General features: G+C 38.8%; 17 protein-coding genes. 15 read left to right on the top strand and 2 right to left on the bottom strand.

The features are described 5' to 3' along the window. Nucleotides 1–33: 33 nt before the first annotated feature. The 4 genes from SFC47_RS19080 to SFC47_RS19065 all read left to right on the top strand — a co-directional run bounded on the left by SFC47_RS19080 (nt 34) and on the right by SFC47_RS19065 (nt 4,609). A complete protein-coding gene (locus SFC47_RS19080; protein ID WP_411255953.1) occupies nt 34–1,089 on the top strand; it encodes a TauD/TfdA family dioxygenase in 1,056 nt (351 codons plus the stop codon). A 52-nt stretch (nt 1,090–1,141) separates the two neighbouring features. Then, complete coding sequence (locus SFC47_RS19075) at nt 1,142–2,434, top strand: MFS transporter (protein ID WP_411255952.1); 1,293 nt, start codon at nt 1,142–1,144, stop codon at nt 2,432–2,434. 62 nt (nt 2,435–2,496) lie between these two features. Next, the gene (locus SFC47_RS19070) at nt 2,497–3,495 is read left to right on the top strand and encodes a TauD/TfdA family dioxygenase (RefSeq protein WP_411255951.1); all 999 of its coding nucleotides are present in this window, start codon (nt 2,497–2,499) and stop codon (nt 3,493–3,495) included. A gap of 181 nt (nt 3,496–3,676) precedes the next feature. After that, nucleotides 3,677–4,609: an alpha/beta hydrolase gene (locus SFC47_RS19065; protein ID WP_411255949.1), complete on the top strand. Its 933-nt coding sequence runs from the start codon at nt 3,677–3,679 to the stop codon at nt 4,607–4,609. Nucleotides 4,610–4,728: 119 nt separating this feature from the next. Here SFC47_RS19065 and SFC47_RS19060 read toward each other — a convergent pair whose 3' ends face one another. Beyond that, nucleotides 4,729–5,502 (bottom strand): SDR family NAD(P)-dependent oxidoreductase, encoded by a 774-nt coding sequence (locus SFC47_RS19060; protein WP_411255948.1) that lies wholly within the window; start codon nt 5,500–5,502, stop codon nt 4,729–4,731. Nucleotides 5,503–5,957: 455 nt separating this feature from the next. On the opposite strand from SFC47_RS19060, the gene SFC47_RS19055 reads away from it, so the two are divergent. The 3 genes from SFC47_RS19055 (at nt 5,958) to SFC47_RS19045 (ending at nt 8,658) form a co-directional block, all read left to right on the top strand. Then, nucleotides 5,958–7,010 carry a TauD/TfdA family dioxygenase gene (locus SFC47_RS19055; protein ID WP_411255947.1) on the top strand — a complete coding sequence of 351 codons (1,053 nt, stop codon included), beginning with the start codon at nt 5,958–5,960 and terminating at the stop codon, nt 7,008–7,010. Between the two features lie 152 nt (nt 7,011–7,162). Then, nucleotides 7,163–8,452: an MFS transporter gene (locus SFC47_RS19050; protein ID WP_411255945.1), complete on the top strand. Its 1,290-nt coding sequence runs from the start codon at nt 7,163–7,165 to the stop codon at nt 8,450–8,452. Nucleotides 8,453–8,484: 32 nt separating this feature from the next. Then, on the top strand, nt 8,485–8,658 hold the full coding sequence (locus SFC47_RS19045) for a hypothetical protein (RefSeq protein WP_411255944.1): 174 nt from the start codon (nt 8,485–8,487) through the stop codon (nt 8,656–8,658). A 130-nt stretch (nt 8,659–8,788) separates the two neighbouring features. On the opposite strand, the gene SFC47_RS19040 is transcribed toward SFC47_RS19045, so the two are convergent. Next, the gene (locus SFC47_RS19040) at nt 8,789–9,694 is read right to left on the bottom strand and encodes a LysR family transcriptional regulator (protein ID WP_411255942.1); all 906 of its coding nucleotides are present in this window, start codon (nt 9,692–9,694) and stop codon (nt 8,789–8,791) included. A 141-nt stretch (nt 9,695–9,835) separates the two neighbouring features. On the opposite strand from SFC47_RS19040, the gene SFC47_RS19035 reads away from it, so the two are divergent. The 8 genes from SFC47_RS19035 (at nt 9,836) to SFC47_RS19000 (ending at nt 16,393) form a co-directional block, all read left to right on the top strand. Then, nucleotides 9,836–10,624, top strand: coding sequence for an SDR family NAD(P)-dependent oxidoreductase (locus SFC47_RS19035; protein WP_411255941.1), 789 nt, complete (start codon nt 9,836–9,838; stop codon nt 10,622–10,624). Between the two features lie 184 nt (nt 10,625–10,808). Next, nucleotides 10,809–11,285: a 2,4'-dihydroxyacetophenone dioxygenase family protein gene (locus SFC47_RS19030; protein ID WP_133368678.1), complete on the top strand. Its 477-nt coding sequence runs from the start codon at nt 10,809–10,811 to the stop codon at nt 11,283–11,285. A gap of 250 nt (nt 11,286–11,535) precedes the next feature. Continuing rightward, on the top strand, nt 11,536–12,318 hold the full coding sequence (locus tag SFC47_RS19025; RefSeq protein ID WP_411255939.1) for an SDR family NAD(P)-dependent oxidoreductase: 783 nt from the start codon (nt 11,536–11,538) through the stop codon (nt 12,316–12,318). Between the two features lie 129 nt (nt 12,319–12,447). Next, nucleotides 12,448–13,590, top strand: a complete 1,143-nt coding sequence (locus SFC47_RS19020) for an acyl-CoA dehydrogenase (protein ID WP_411255937.1) — start codon at nt 12,448–12,450, stop codon at nt 13,588–13,590. Nucleotides 13,591–13,654: 64 nt separating this feature from the next. Continuing rightward, the gene (locus SFC47_RS19015; protein WP_411256080.1) at nt 13,655–14,098 is read left to right on the top strand and encodes a MaoC family dehydratase N-terminal domain-containing protein; all 444 of its coding nucleotides are present in this window, start codon (nt 13,655–13,657) and stop codon (nt 14,096–14,098) included. A gap of 28 nt (nt 14,099–14,126) precedes the next feature. After that, the gene (locus SFC47_RS19010) at nt 14,127–14,534 is read left to right on the top strand and encodes a MaoC family dehydratase (RefSeq protein ID WP_411255935.1); all 408 of its coding nucleotides are present in this window, start codon (nt 14,127–14,129) and stop codon (nt 14,532–14,534) included. Between the two features lie 105 nt (nt 14,535–14,639). Then, nucleotides 14,640–15,404: an electron transfer flavoprotein subunit beta/FixA family protein gene (locus SFC47_RS19005; RefSeq protein WP_411255934.1), complete on the top strand. Its 765-nt coding sequence runs from the start codon at nt 14,640–14,642 to the stop codon at nt 15,402–15,404. Between the two features lie 20 nt (nt 15,405–15,424). After that, nucleotides 15,425–16,393 (top strand): electron transfer flavoprotein subunit alpha/FixB family protein, encoded by a 969-nt coding sequence (locus SFC47_RS19000; RefSeq protein WP_411255932.1) that lies wholly within the window; start codon nt 15,425–15,427, stop codon nt 16,391–16,393. Nucleotides 16,394–16,397: the final 4 nt, after the last annotated feature.

Raw genomic sequence — 16,397 nt, 5'->3', positions numbered from 1 at the left:
GAAAAAAACAAAATTATTATAGGGGGAATACTTATGTCAACTATTTTAAAGGAAAAAGTCAAAGGGCCAGTAGCTTGGAAAGGCACTGACCTGGCTAAAGATGAATCATGGGTTTATTATTTGTCAAAAAAAACGATTGCTTCACTGGATAACGCTTTAGCACATGTTAAACAAAAGGGTTTAAAAGCACCTGATTTTAACAAGGAGGACTTCCCGATTTCAGACATCTTAGAGGAAATCGATTACTTTGTTGAAGAGCTGGAGAATGGGAGAGGATTTCTATTAGTTCGCGGATTACCAATTGAAAGGTATACAGATGAAGAAGCCAGCATCATTTACTGGGGTCTCGGCCTTCATATGGGCACTCCAGTATCGCAAAACGCTAATGGTGATCTTTTAGGGCACGTTAGGGATCAAGGTCTTAGCTTGGAAAATTCAAATGTACGCGGTTACCAAACGAAACTGCATCTTCCTTTTCACGCGGATGGATCTGACGTTGTCGGATTGTTAAGCCTGCGAAAGGGGAAATCAGGTGGCTACAGCAGTATCATCAGCTCGATGACTGTTTATAATGAAATTCTGGAGAAGAACCCCGAATATTTAGGAATTCTCTGTCGTCCATTTAACTTTGATCGTCGTGGAGAGGAAGCGCCAGGAGAATCTCCAGTATTTACATCACCAATCTTTAGTTATTATGATGGAAAACTGAGCTGCCGATATGTGCGTTTATTTATTGAATCAGCCCAAGCGAAAACAGGTATCCAGTTATCGAAAGTTGAAATTGAAGCATTAGACTTACTGGATTCCCTCCTTCATGATGAAAAGTTACATTACAATATGATGCTTGAGCCAGGTGATATGCAATTCGTTAATAATTATACAATTCTTCATTCACGTACTCAATATGAAGACTATGAAGAACTGGATCGAAAACGTCATTTATTAAGATTGTGGCTCACGATGCCAAATGGCCGGGAAATTTCCCCGGATTTCGCGATGTTTATTGATGAGAATACGGGAAAACCGGGTCGCGGTGGTGTACCTGCTCGTAATAAAACAGCTGGTGGTATTGTAGAAACTTTGAAGTAAATTTGCTTCATCTTTTCGTTTGAAACCAGTAGGAAAAAGTGAGGATATATATATGTCAAGCACTCCAAAGTATTCTTGGATTATATTATTATTTCTAGTTCTTTCCGGTATGATCAACCAAGTAGATAAAATTATCATTGGTTTGGTTTCCATTCCTTTAATGAAAGAGTTACATTTAAGTCCTTCTCAATGGGGAATTGTAGGAAGTTCATTCTTTTGGTTCTTTACCTTCTCCTCCATCATTCTTGGAGGTATGGCCGATTCCAAAAACACAAAAAAAATGTTATCGTGGATTTCCTTGATCTGGTTGATTGTTCAATTTGCAACTCCTTTTGTTTCCAGTTTATCTCTGCTTGTGCTAACAAGAATGATTTTGGGAGCAGGTGAAGGTCCAGCGCCTGCTCTATCTACGGCAATCATAGGAAAATGGTTCCCGAAACATAGACACGGAATTGGTTTTGGTGCTGTTCTCTTAGGAACGACTGGGGGATCAGCGATAGCTTCGCCATTATTAATCTACTTGATTGAACAATATGGATGGAAATCTGCATTTATTGCCATGGGTATTCTTGGGCTGATTGTGTTAGTTTTATGGCAGATTTTCGGTAAAGAAAGTCCAAAAGAAATCGGGCTGTCTGACATTCATCATAAGGAGAAACAGTCGTCTAGTCTCCCTAAGGTTTCATGGCGCCAGTTTTTCCCACATCTTTTATCTAGAAATTTTATTTTGACCGTTTTGTGCGGTGGGTGTGCTTATTGGTTATTGTCCGTTCAAGCAGTATGGTTTCCAGCTTACTTTACCAAAATTCAACAGTTTGATGGTCAAACATTGAAACTAGCCGTGTCTTTACCTTTTCTTTTTGCAGCATTTTGCCAATTTGGATTTGCTATGCTTTCAGATCGGCTTTATCGTAAAACAGGAGATATTCGCAAAGCTCGAATTAATCTTGCTGGTTTTATGATGGTGTTATCCGCTATATGTATATATTTAGCAAATACCGTAACTTCAACATCTATGTCCATAATATTCTTTACCCTTGCACCTGGTTTTGCGTATATTATTCTTTCACTCGCGCCTGCAATATTGATGGAGTTTTTCTCTCCTCAAAACATTGGAAAGGCACAAGGGGCGTTCATTGCTCTTGCAAGTATTGCAAGTATTATTGCTCCACTCGTATTTGGAAATCTTATTCAAAATGCAGCGACTGAAGCTATTGGCTATGGTTTAGCGTTCCAAACCTCTTCTTTGGGGATGCTTATAATCGGATTATTGTTTTGGATTGGTGTTCGTCCCGTAATGCAAAGTAATTCAATGATAGAAGCAGAAAAGCCAGTGAGTGTTTAAAAAGTATACAACTATAGTTAATCAGAATAATAGTGTACGAATTTAATAAGGGAGGCTATATTATGTCAATTATTTTAAATGAAAAAATCGAAGGCCGTTCAGCATGGAAAGGTAGTGAACTTGCTAAAGATGAATCATGGATTTATTATTTGTCCGAGAACACCATTTATACTCTTGAGAAGGCAGTATTACATGTTCAACAAAAGGGATTAAAAGCACCAGATTTTAATAAGGAGGATTTCCCGATTCCTGAACTCGCTGACGAAATCACATACTTTGTTGAGGAACTGGAGAATGGAAGAGGGTTTCTTTTAATTCGTGGATTACCAATGGACCAGTTTACTGACGAAGAAGCAAGCATTATTTACTGGGGTCTCGGACTCCACTTGGGATTACCGATAATCCAAAGCAAAACTGGGGAACTCTTAGGGCATATCAAAAACGTAGGAAAAGACTTTAATGATAATACAAAAGTACGTGGTTACCAAACAAATGTACATCTTGATTATCACACAGATCTCGCTGATGTGGTCGGATTACTATGTCTTAAGAGAGCGAAATCTGGCGGTTTAAGCAGTATCGCAAGTGCGATGTCGATCTATAATGAAATTCTCGAGAAGCACCCAGAGTACCTTGAGATTCTCTATCGTCCTTTTGCCCATGATCTTCGCGGGGAAGAAACACCAGGTCAATCTCCAGTAGTTCAATCACCGATCTTTAGCTATTACGATGGTAAGTTAAGCTGCAGATATATTCGCCAATATGTCCAATCAGCACAAACGAAAACAGGGATACCTTTGTCGGAAGAGGAAATCGAAGCTTTTGATTTTATTGATTCCCTCACTCATGATGAAAACTTCCATATTGATATGATGATGGAACCGGGTGATATGCAATTCGTTAATAATTATACTGTTTTTCATTCACGGACACATTTTGAAGATTACGAAGAAGATGACAAAAAACGCCATCTATTAAGATTATGGCTCATGATGCCAAATGGTCGTAAAATTGCTCCAGATTTCGAGTTTTATATCGGAGGGGTACCTGTAGAAAGATAAAAAGCTGGTGGTAGTAATAAACACCATTATTTCTTATATCAAGTGAGATGGTGATTTTATTCAACGAAATTTGGTGAATAAAATCACCATTTTATGGCTTTAAATGCCAAATGGCCAGAATAAAAGGTTAGGATATAGACGATTAAATTTTTAAAATTAATTGAAGTTAGGATGATGCTCCTTGGTAAGTTTAGATCCGCAAGCAGAAAAATATTTACAAGCATTTAATCAGATGCCGCCTATTCATAAAATGGATCCTAAGACTGTTAGGGATTTACTTTCGAAAGCACCGCGCACTACTGTAAAATTAGAACCTCTATCAAAGGTAGAGGATTTGATGCTACCAGTAAGCCAGGATGAAGAAATCAAATGTCGGGTATACATACCAGAAGGGCAAGGTCCCTTTCCACTATTTATATACTTCCATGGTGGGGGATGGGTTCTCGGAGACATTGAATCTACGGATGCTAGCTGTCGAATGATCGCTAATAAAACGGATAGTATTGTTGTGTCCGTAAACTATCGTCTTGCACCAGAGTATAAGTTTCCTACTGCAGTCGAAGACGCGTATGAGGCTTTGGAATGGGTGTATGAAAAAGGGTCTTCCTTTAATGGAGATGTATCTAGATTGGCAGTCGGCGGGGATAGCGTAGGTGGAAATCTAGCAACAGTAGTTACGATGATGGCGAGAGACAGAAAAGGTCCCGACATCGCTGCACAGGTCTTACTTTATCCGCCGACAAACCTTGAGTTTAATACGGAATCCCATAAAACATTTGCAAAGGGATTTGGATTGGATAGAGAACAGCTGATTTGGTTCCGTGACCATTATATAAGGAATGAAGATGACAGGAGTAATGAGTACGCTTCCCCTTTGGTCGCGGTAAATTTAAGTGGCCTCCCGCCAGCATTAGTAATCACAGCGGAAAATGATGTGCTGCGGGATGAAGGAAGGGCCTATGCTGATCGTTTGAGAAGATTTGGTGTGCAGGTTGAATATGCATGTGAACCCGGTATGGTCCACGGCTATTTTGGGCACATGGCTATTTTCTCAAAGAACATTGAAACAACTGTTTCTAAGATAAACGAATTTTTACGTAGAGTAGAATATTAGATAAAATTCTAAAAGAAACGAGCCTCACGAGGTAATGAGGCTCGTTTTCTATATTTTATCTGTTTCATAGATAATTAATTGGAACTTTATGAAACAGATAATAGTAACAACCAAGTTTATTAGAAATAAACGGTATTTCCAATGCCGCCAGTTACCGGAATAACATCGCCAGTAATCGATGCCGCCAAAGGTGAAGCCAAGAAGGTAACGACATAAGCAATTTCCTCTGAGGTTATCAAGCGGCCGAGGGAATTCAGTGATTCTACCTGGCGTATCGCTTCCTCATTCGTGACCCGGCCTCTAAACGTTTCCGTATCGACTATCCCTGGGTAAACAGCATTAACGTTAATTCCGTGCTTTCCTAATTCCAATGAGGCGGATTTTGTCATATGGACAACAGATGCATTACGCGGACCGGAACTAAAATAATTGCCCCCAATTCTGGCAGCTAGACCACTTATATTTATTATACGGCCCCATTTATTTTCTATCATATAAGGTGCAACAGCTCGGATACAGCGAAAATAACCCATGTACTTTTCTTCAAAATCTTTCAAAATGAGTTCATCTTTTATACTATTAAAATCCTCTGGCTCCTGGCCGCCAACGCGGGCTCCGCTGTTGATTAATATATCAATGCTCCCCATTGCTGCTGCTGATTGTTCAACTAGATTTAGGATAGAGTTAGGATCAGTAGTATCTGCCACAATCGGATAGATATTTCGCTTTGTTTCATGTGCCAATTCCTCTGCAGCGATCTTTAGAGTGGTTTCATTTCTTGAACAAATTGTACAATCTACACCTTCAAGAGCCAATTGGCGGGCAATAGCTTTACCAATACCACGGCTGCCTCCAACAATAAGTGCCTTTTTTCCGGATAACTTTAAGTCCATAGTTCAGCCTCCTGTTTTGATTCACGAGTAATAGTCTAGTCGAAAGTAATTTTTTTGAATATTAATTCATTTCTATTTTGATTCTACCTTTTAATAATAATTATATAAAATTAAAGATTTTAATTTGTAATTAAGTTTTACTAATATAATAGAATGTTTTAATTTTCCATTGTATACGGGTGCAACACTCTTGTATATTAGTGAAGTTTATATGCAAGTTAAAATCTTTAATTTTATTTAACTGAAAATTATGAATATAATTAGTGTAATGACTATTAACACAGTCACAATGTTATTAAAGCGATTCTATGTAAATAAAGGGGGAACATCGTTCACTAGTATTAATTGTATCAAGAAGATTTGTAAAAGCGGGGGAGTCACTCTTTTAGTAGGAAACAGCCCGAACATTGTCTACTAAAGATAAGATTGTATTAGAAAACGAAGGAGGAGTATAGGTGCCGACCATTTTAAAGGAGAAAATTCAAGGACCAGCAGCATGGAAAGGTAATGATCTAGCTAAAGATGAATCATGGGTTTATTATTTGTCTGAGAAAACGATTGCTTCTCTTGAAAGCGCTTTATATTTTGTTAAACAAAAAGGTTTAAAAGCACCAGATTTTAACAAGGAGGACTTCCCAATTCCTGAACTCTCCGACGTAATCGCTTACTTTATTGATGAGTTGGAAAATGGTAAAGGATTTCTGTTAATTCGTGGATTACCAATGGAAAGGTATACGGACGAAGAAGCAAGCATTATTTACTGGGGTCTCGGAGTACATATGGGCATTCCGGTAGCGCAAAACGCAAAAGGTGATCTTTTAGGGCATGTCGCTGACCAAGGTCTAAATATAAATGATTCCAATGTCCGTGGTTACCAAACGAATGCACATCTTCCCTTTCACCCAGATGGATCTGACGTAGTCGGATTACTAAGTCTCAGGAAGGCTAAATCAGGTGGATTTAGTAGTATTGTAAGTTCGATGGCAGTTTATAATGAAATTCTCGAGAAGTACCCGGAGTACCTTGAAATTCTCTATCGTCCATACTCCTTGGATCGTCGTGGTGAAGAAGCACCAGGAGAATCTCCAGTATATTCCTCACCAGTCTTTAGCTATTACAACGGTATATTGAGCTGCAGATATAATCGCGGTTATGTAGAATCAGCACAAGCCAAAACAGGCATCCATTTGTCAAAGGAAGAAAGAGATGCATATGACTTAATGGATTCTCTCCTTCATGATGAAAACATGCATATTGATATGATGATGGAACCTGGTGATATGCAATTCGTCAATAATTATACTGTTCTTCATTCACGTACTGTATATGAAGATTATGAAGAACCTGAACGCAAACGTCATTTATTAAGATTGTGGCTCACAATGCCAAATGGGCGGGAAATTGCGCCAGATTTCGCTATGTTTATTGATGAGAAAACAGGTAAAGCGGGTCGCGGCGGTATTCCTGTACGTGAAAAAACAGCTGGCGCAATTAGAAACATGAGGTAATGGTTTAAATAAATAGTAGGAGTCTAAACAAAGAAGATTCACCTTTAAAAACCTTTTTAAAAGAAAACGAATTGGTTCTTGTGATGGGAGTGCCTCTTAGATTTTACGAAAGATTTTCCTATAATAGTAGAAACGAAGGGGAGAATTTTACATTGAAAACACCAAAATATTCTTGGATTTTATTATTAATTCTAGTTGCTTCCGGAATGGTTAACCAAGTTGATAAAATTATCATTGGTTTAGTTTCCGTTCCCTTAATGAAAGAGTTACAGTTAAGTCCTTCACAATGGGGTGTTGTTGGAAGCTCATTTTTTTGGTTCTTTACCATATCCTCTTTAATTATTGGGGGCATGGCCGATTCCAAAAACACGAAAAAAATGTTTACTTGGATCATGTTTATATGGTTGGCTGTTCAATTTACCACACCTTTTGTTTCCAGTCTGTCTTTATTAATGTTTTCAAGAATGATCTTGGGAGCAGGAGAAGGTCCAGCAATTGCTATTTCAACTTCTTTAATAGGAAAATGGTTCCCTAAACACAGACATGGTATAGGCTTTGGCGCTGTTCTCTTTGGAGCAACAATTGGGCCAGCAATTGCTTCACCATTATTAATCTCCTTGATCAGTGAAAATGGATGGAGATCTGCTTTTATCGCAATGGGGATTGTTGGACTTATTGTTACTGTTTTATGGATGATTTTCGGAAAAGAAAGCCCAAAAGAAATCGGGTTGCCTACATTTGAACAAGAGGATAAGAATTCTTTCATCTCTTCTAAGGTTTCTTGGCGTCAATTTCTTCCGCATCTTTTTTCTAAAAATTTTATTTTTACCGTTTTGTGTGCAGGCTGTGCCTATTGGTTATTATCTGTTCAAGCGGTTTGGTTTCCAGCATACTTTACCAAAATCCAACATTTTGATGGCAAACTATTAAAAATGGCAGTGTCTTTACCTTTTCTCTTCGCTGCCATTTGCCAAATTGGATTTGCCTTGATATCAGATCAGCTTTATCGTAAAACAGGAGATATTCGAAAAGCACGAGTAAATCTTGCAGGTATTTCAATGGTCCTATCAGCTATTTGTTTATATCTTGGAAGTGTTGTGAATTCAAGTGCTATCTCCATCTTGTTCTTCATCCTTGCTCCAGGTTTTGCGATTGTTATTCTATCACTCGCACCTGCCATGTTAATGGACTTCTTTTCTACTAAAAACATTGGAAAAGCACAAGGTACGTATGTTGCTCTTTCTAGTTCAACAAGTATTATTGCACCAGTTATATTTGGGAATTTTATCGAAAATTCAGGAACTGAAGCAATTGGATATGGTTATGGATTCCTAGTAACTTCATTGGTTATGTTTGTTTTCGGATTATTGTTTTGGGTCATGGTACGACCTGCTAAGCAAACTGACACAACCATAAAAGCAGAAGAAACATTGATAGTTTAATAATCATGATTTAATCGAGGTGGGAAGGAAATATGTGTAGAAATAATAAGGCAGTTGATGGAATGGATTGTTGTGTAGATTGCAATGAAGAATTAGCCATTATGGAACGAAATCGCAGTAAGTGCTGGAATTGTCTGGATAAGATATCCGAAACTTATGCTGATGATCATATTGAAGAGGAAGATGGAATAAAATCGATTGTATAGGAATTCCCGAGAATCTGATCCTGGCGTTGGTAGAAAAATGAACAAAGGACTTAATAATAATACTAATAGATTCCTATAAAAAGAGAAGCACTAAGTCCTATTTGGACGAAGTTGCTTCTCTTTTATTGTTTTAACTTTTAATGATTTCAGATTTCAGATAATGAATATATTTGTTGGCAAAAGTGGATAAATGTTTATTTTCTGATCGAACTAAACCTAAAGAAATATTAACAGTGCTATGATTCACCAAATCTACTGGAATAATATCTCCATTGATAACGGAAGGATAATTTTTCATTACGAAATCAGGAGCAAATGTAATGGCCAAGTTTTCATTGATGGCTTGTAGAACGCCGGCCATATTATTTGATGTAAATAGGATTTTTAATGGCTTATATTTTTTGAAAAAGTCTTTGACAAAATATTGCATTAATTCACCTTTATAAGTGACGAGAGTTTGATCAAGTATATCATTTGGTGTAACGGTACCAAGAAATGCTAATGGGGAATGCTTAGAAACATATACTTTCTGCTTCCCTTCAATGAATGCTTCAAAAGCTATTCCTTCCATGTTTATGCTCAAATCACTTGAATATGTAATCAGTCCGAAATCAATCTTATGCTGCCTGATATCTTCAATTACAGCATTTCCACTTTTTTCTGTGACCTCTAGATTTATGTGAGGATAATCATGTCTAAAAGCAGCTATTGCTTTTACGAGAAAAGTCATTAAACCGGGTAAAGAAGAAATTTTTAGATCCCCCACTTCTGTGGAATTTATTAAGTTGGCTGTCTCTTTTATTTCTTCAAGTTTTTTTTGTACTTCATAGGCTAGTTTTAGAATGATTCTGCCTTCGTCGGTTGGGACAGCACCATGTCCCCGTGACCGTTTAAGAATTTTAATCCCTAGCTCCTTTTCAAAGTTGGTTATGGACTGGCTGATTGTGGATTGAGTTACATGTAGATTCTGTGCCGCAATAGACAGAGAATTGTATTTAGCAACTTCAACGATATATAGTAATTGCTCAATATTCATTGCTGTACCCCTTTTAAATATTAGTATTACTTATTTACATATTAAAATCTTTAATTTTATTTCATTATAATTTATTAGTACAATCAATATCAATAAGATTTTTAAAATCTTTGAATATTCTTAATTAGGGGGAAATGTAAAATGTCATTAGCACAATTGTTTAATTTAAACGGACAGACAGCAATCGTTACCGGAGGCGGCAGCGGACTAGGGCGTGTAATGGCACTGGCTTTAGCAGAGGCAGGTGCAAATGTTGTAGTTTGTTCTCGTAGGTTAGAAGTTTGTGAAGAAGTTGTAAAAGAAATAGAGACATTAGGAAAACAAGCACTAGCTCTAGCGGTTGATGTAACAAATCCTGAATCTGTCGTTCATGGCTTGGAGAAAGCTGTTTCTCATTTCGGAAAAATCGAAATTTTAGTCAATAGCAGCGGAACAGTTTTTGAAACGCCTGCTACTGAAATGCCTTTAAAACAATGGCAAGCTATGCTTGATACAAATGTGACTGGTACATTCTTGATGTGTCAAGCTGTAGGAAAACATATGATTGAAAACTCATACGGAAAAATCATTAACATTTCTTCTAGTATCGGTTTTAAAGGCGTTGATCCAGAAGCTGTCGATTCTGTAGGGTATACAACAAGTAAGGGTGCCGTTATGACTTTGACGAAGGATCTAGCAGTTAAGTGGGGGCGCCATGGAGTGTATGTAAATTCTATCGCTCCAGGAGTTTTCACTACTGGAATGAATAACCCAGAGATACCGGGAACACTTGTACACAAAGCAGGTCCTTTCATTGCTTCCCAAGTTCCAATTAGAAGGTTAGGCAGTGACAATGATTTAGTAGGTGCTCTCCTATACTTTGCTTCAGCAGCATCTAATTATTGTACCGGACAAATATTGGTACTTGATGGGGGCCTAGGGGCTAAGTAATTTTCATCCAGATAACTGGTTGTGTAAATTAATCAAACTTAATTGCACGTTAAAAATGTTAATTTTACTTAGCTGAAAATTAAAAATATACTGAGATTATAAATTCGAAAAAGTTAATTAGCTGACTGTTGTAAGCGTTAACAGTATGCGAATTTAAAAACATATAATGGAAGAGGGAATATTAGTGAGTAATGTAAAAAATGTACAAGCAGCAGTAGCATACCATGCAGGAAATGTTAATGTAGATGAATTGCCTTGGGTTCCTTATTTCGGAGATGCGAAATTTAAATTGCTTAAAGCCAATCCTGTGACAGGACAGAATATTACCTTATTATATGTACCTGCGAAAATGCAGCTTCCGGCCCATTTTCATCCTGGACAAGTCATTGTTTATACTGTTCAAGGATCTTGGAGATATCTCGAGGAGTCTTGGATTTCCAAACCTGGCGACATGGTTTTTGAACCTGCCGGCTCCACACATACACCTACAGCTGTAGGGGATGAAGACGTTATTACCTTCAATATTGTGGAAGGAACATTAGATTATTTGGGTGAGAATGGAGAAATTATTGCACGAGATAATTGGGAATCATTCCTGAAAAGATACCTTGACTATTGCGAGGCTGAAGGTATTGAACCAGTTGATGTGACTGCGTTTTAATAAATAAATCGGTAATAAAAAGAGAAGCCCAGAGTCTAAGTGACGAAGAGGCTTCTCTTTTTTTATGCGAAAGTCTTATTAATTTCAGGAATTTAGAAAAATTGATAGTTTTCACTATCTGTATATTAGAAATACTTACTTATTTATTAAAATGTTTAATTTTATTTAATTTATACTAATGAGTATAATCAGTAATATAATTATATTTATAAATTTTTGAATTTTCAAAACACAAAGGGGCTGAAAACATATGCCAACAGAAACAGTTTTGATTACAGGCGCTACTAAAGGGATCGGTTTGGGATTTGCAAAAGTTTTTGCAGACCAGCACTATAACTTGGTATTAGTTGCCAGGGACGCAACGTTGTTGAAACAACAAGGTGAAATTTTACAAAAGGATTATGGAGTTCAAGTAAATACTTTTACCGGTGATTTAAGCAGCCATGCAACAGTAGAGAACTTGCATCGGTACTTGATAAACGAAGGAATCAACATCGATATTTTGATTAATAATGCAGGGGCTGGCGGATTAGGGTTGATGACGGAATTGGATATAAAGAAAGAATTAGAATGCCTGCAGCTCAACATGATTTCACTAACGTATTTAACCAAACTTATAGCGGGTGAAATGGTTAAACGAAAGCAAGGTAAAATTTTAAATGTGGCTTCAACGGCGGCCTTTCAGCCAACTCCAGGGATGTCGATGTATGGGGCAAGCAAATCGTACGTCTTAACCTTTTCAGAAGCGATTGCGGAAGAACTAAAAGGAACTGGAGTGCAGGTTAGTGTATTATGTCCCCCTTCAACCAAAACGCCGCTCACGGAAGGATTGGCCGCAACTGGAACAAAAATTTTCATTAAGAACTTGATGGACCCAGAAGCAGTAGCGAAGTGCGGCTTTACAGGGTTAATGAAGAATAAAACAGTGATCATTCCAGGCTTTAAAAATAAACTTATGGCTAAATCAGTGGGACTGCTGCCAAGGAAGTGGGTAACCATCTATACCCGAAAGATGATCGAAAAAAAAGTATAAATAGCGGTTTAATTCCCATCCCTTGAAAAGGTGGGGGTTTTTACAGCTATCTTCGGAATGAGCAATCGCTCGCTCAACATACGCGGAAGTAATAGGAAGCACAAAATATATTAAAAGAGGAGTCTAACAATGAACTTTTTATTATCAGAAGAACACCAGATGATGCAAAAAATGGTGCGCGAGTTTGCACTGAACGAATGTGAGCCTACTGCCGCACAGCGCGATGAAGAAGAATACTTTGATATCAAGATTTGGCGAAAGATGGCAGAACTTGGATTATGCGGAATGCCTTGGCCGGAGGAATACGGTGGTGCCGGTGCCGATTATATGAGTTATGTGATCACGGTGGAAGAACTTTCCCGGGTGGATGCTTCCATAGGGACTACTCTTGCTGCCCATTCATCGTTAGCTGGATGGCCGGTTTTCAAGTTCGGAACGGAGGCACAAAAACAAAAATATTTGCGAGCCATGGCAGAGGGAAAAAGCATGGGTGCGTATTGCTTGACAGAACCTGGATCTGGATCTGATTCAAGTGGAATGAGAACTTCTGCGGTAATGAAAGGCGATGAGTGGATTTTGAACGGTTCGAAGATTTTTATTACCAACGGTGGTTTTGCGGATATCTATATTGTCTTTGCCCAGACCAAACCGGAACTAAAGCATAAGGGGATTACCGCTTTTATTGTAGAAAAGGACTTCCCAGGATTTTCTGTAGGAAAGAAGGAGAAAAAGATGGGCATTCGCTCTTCCGCAACGACAGAAGTGATTTTTGAGGACTGCCGAGTGCCAAAGGACAATCTCTTGGGACAAGTAGGTGAAGGGTTTAAGATTGCTATGATGACCCTTGATGGTGGTCGGAATGGAGTAGCTGCCCAAGCGGTGGGAATTGCTCAGGGAGCGTTTGATAAAGCTGTCGAATATGCGAAGAATCGTGTCCAATTTGGAAAACCCATTAGCGCGCTTCAAGCTATACAATTCAAACTAGCCGATATGGCTACAAAAATAGAAGCCTCTCGTTTATTGACATATCAAGCTGCCTGGCGAGAGGACCAAGGTATCCCTTATGGACATCAATCCGCAATGTCCAAATTGTTAGCCGGAGACACTGCAATGGAAGTTACGCTTGAGGCTATTCAAATATTTGGGGGATATGGCTACACAAGAGAATACCCGGTAGAACGGTATATGAGAGATGCAAAAATCACCCAAATCTATGAAGGAACACAAGAAATTCAGCGCCTTGTTATAGCTGGAAATCTGTTGAAAGAATAGAGAAATCAAAATTTAAGCAACGTAAGAGGCAACTATTTTAAAGAGGTGGAAAGTCTTGTCAAATGTGAAAGATTTACTTGGACTTGAGTTAGAACCTTACAGCATGACAGTGGAAAAAGGGAAAATAAAAGAATTAGCCATCGCAATCGGTGATGATAACCCGATTTACTACAGCTTAGAGGCAGCCAAGAATGCTGGTTATGATGGCATTCCAGTTCCGCTTACCTTTTTGCAAGTCATTGAATACCATGGCGGATATGGCTTTCAGGAAAAAATGGAAATATTGAAATTAAACCCAGTTAAAATTTTGCACGGTGAACAAGAGTATGAATATCTTGGTGATATTTATGCCGGGGATGAGCTTCATGTTATGAGTAAGATTGTACGGGCAGATACCAAAATTGGTTCTTCTGGAGGAATGGATTTCATTACAGAAGAAACTAGATTTACCAATCAAAGAGGTGAATTAGTGGCTATTGCTAGAATTACATTAATTCACCGTCATTAAATAGCAGCTGATGAGAGGGGCGCAATGCATGTATTATGAAGATTTACAAGTGGGAGCTTCATTCCCGGTTCTGAAAAATGATTCAATTACACGAATTCAGCTCGTAAGATTTGCCGGAGCATCCGGGGATTTTAACCCACTGCATACCGTGGAAGAGGTTGGGGAGCAAGCAGGCACAGGTATTATCGCTCACGGAATGTTAATCATGGGGATGTTATCCCAAGGAGTTACATCATGGATACCACGAAAAAATATTAAGAGAATACAAGTACGTTTTAGAAAAATGACACATCCCGGAGAAACTATCGAAATTGTTGGCAGAGTGATAGAGAAAAAAGCTGACAACCTCGTGGTGGGTGAAGTACTGGCGAAAAACTGTGATGGCGATGTAAAAGTTTCAGGGATTTTTGAAGCGAAATTTCCTTCAACGAATTAGTTGAGAAATCGTATTTTCCTTGCTACGTGTTTAAATTAAGACCGAAAATCCTTTTTCGGTTCTATACTGCCATAAAAATATTACATCAGAAGGGGATACGAAAACATGAACATTTTAGTATTGATGAAACAAACGATCGATCCGGAGCAAAAAATTTCGTTCCGATACGGCACCGTTAGTGAAGAAGGGGTAACCTTCATCATCAATCCTTACGATGAATATGCAATCGAAGAAGCACTACAATTGCGGTCATTGCACGGTGGGGAAGTAACGGTTATCACGGTAGGACCGGAACGTGAAGAAAATGGACTGCGAACGGCGCTTGCGATGGGTGCGGATAAAGCGATTATCGTTAATAGCGAGGATTTAAATCTTGATGAATACAGTACAGTCAAAATTCTTGAGTCCATTATTAAAAATCGGGAATTTGACATCATATTAGCCGGTAATGTGGGAGTTGATTATGGCAGTGGACAAATTGGTCCACGCCTTGCAGAGGAACTCAATATTCCACAAGTGACGACGATCACGAAGCTTGCGATTGTTGGAAACGAAGCGGTGATCGAGCGGGACGTTGAAGGAGATAAAGAGGTTGTCTTGGTATCTCTTCCAGTATTGGTCACAGCGCAACAGGGATTAAATGAGCCGCGTTATCCTTCCTTACCTGGCATCATGAAAGCGAAGAAAAAGCCAATTGAGCGGATTGACATTGATGATTTACATATCGAAGACGTTCTAGAAGTAAAGACAATAACTACCGAGACATTTTTTGCGCCGAAAAAAGGAGCAGGACGTATCTTGGATGGTGACATCAAAGCTCAAGTTTCTGAACTGGCTGAACTTCTTCGCAGTGAAGCGAAGGCTATCTAACACACAGGAGGAGAACTAATATGAGAAAAGTACTCGTGGTGACGGAAGCTAAAGCTGGCAGCCTAAGAGGTGTTTCATTGGAGTCGTTGACAGCAGCGCAGCGCATTGCAGAAGGCGGAGAAATAATAGCTGTGGCTTTCGGCAGTGATGCTGCTCATTATGCAAATGTTATAGGGAAACATGGGGCAAATAAAGTATATATTGTAGACAACCAAGAACTCGATGTGTATACAACGGATGCATATTCTCAAAGTTTGAGACAGGTTATTAATGAAGTTGAACCAGAAGCTATTTTAATGCCACATACATCAATCGGGAAAGATCTTGCACCGCGTATTGCAGCGCGGTTGGGGCTTGGACTCATATCTGACGTTATTGATGTTCAGGTGGAAGAAGATGACGTTATCTTTACACGTCCTGTTTTTTCCGGAAAAGCGTTTGAGAAAAAGAAAGTAGTATCTGGCATCCCATTTGCAACTATACGTCCAAATAACATCCCGGTGGAAGAAATCAGTGGAACAATTGAGATTGTCCATTTTTATGCTGAAATCAAAGAATTACGGACGATTGTTAAAGAAGTAGTGCGAAAAACAACAGGTGGGGTAGATTTATCAGAAGCTAAAGTTGTTATCTCCGGCGGACGAGGGGTTAAATCCCCTGAAGGCTTCAAGATGCTACAGGAATTGGCTGAGGTCCTAGGTGGTGCTGTTGGTGCTTCCCGTGGTGCATGTGATGCTGAATACTGCGATTATTCACTGCAAATCGGACAAACGGGAAAGGTTGTCACCCCAGATTTCTACATTGCCTGTGGAATTTCAGGTGCCATTCAGCATTTAGCCGGGATGTCTAACTCAAAAGTTATCGTGGCGATTAACAAAGATCCGGAAGCCCCAATCTTTCAAATAGCCGACTACGGTATTGTGGGTGATTTGTTTGAGGTGGTTCCTTTACTAGCGGAAGAGTTCAAAAATGTACTAGTAAACTCTTAAATAA

Source organism: Neobacillus niacini (assembly GCF_046591715.1).
GTDB classification, from domain to species: Bacteria; Bacillota; Bacilli; order Bacillales; family Cytobacillaceae; genus Neobacillus; species Neobacillus niacini_L.
Note: the sequence above shows the minus strand (reverse complement) of the source record. Positions and strands in the feature narration are given on the sequence as shown.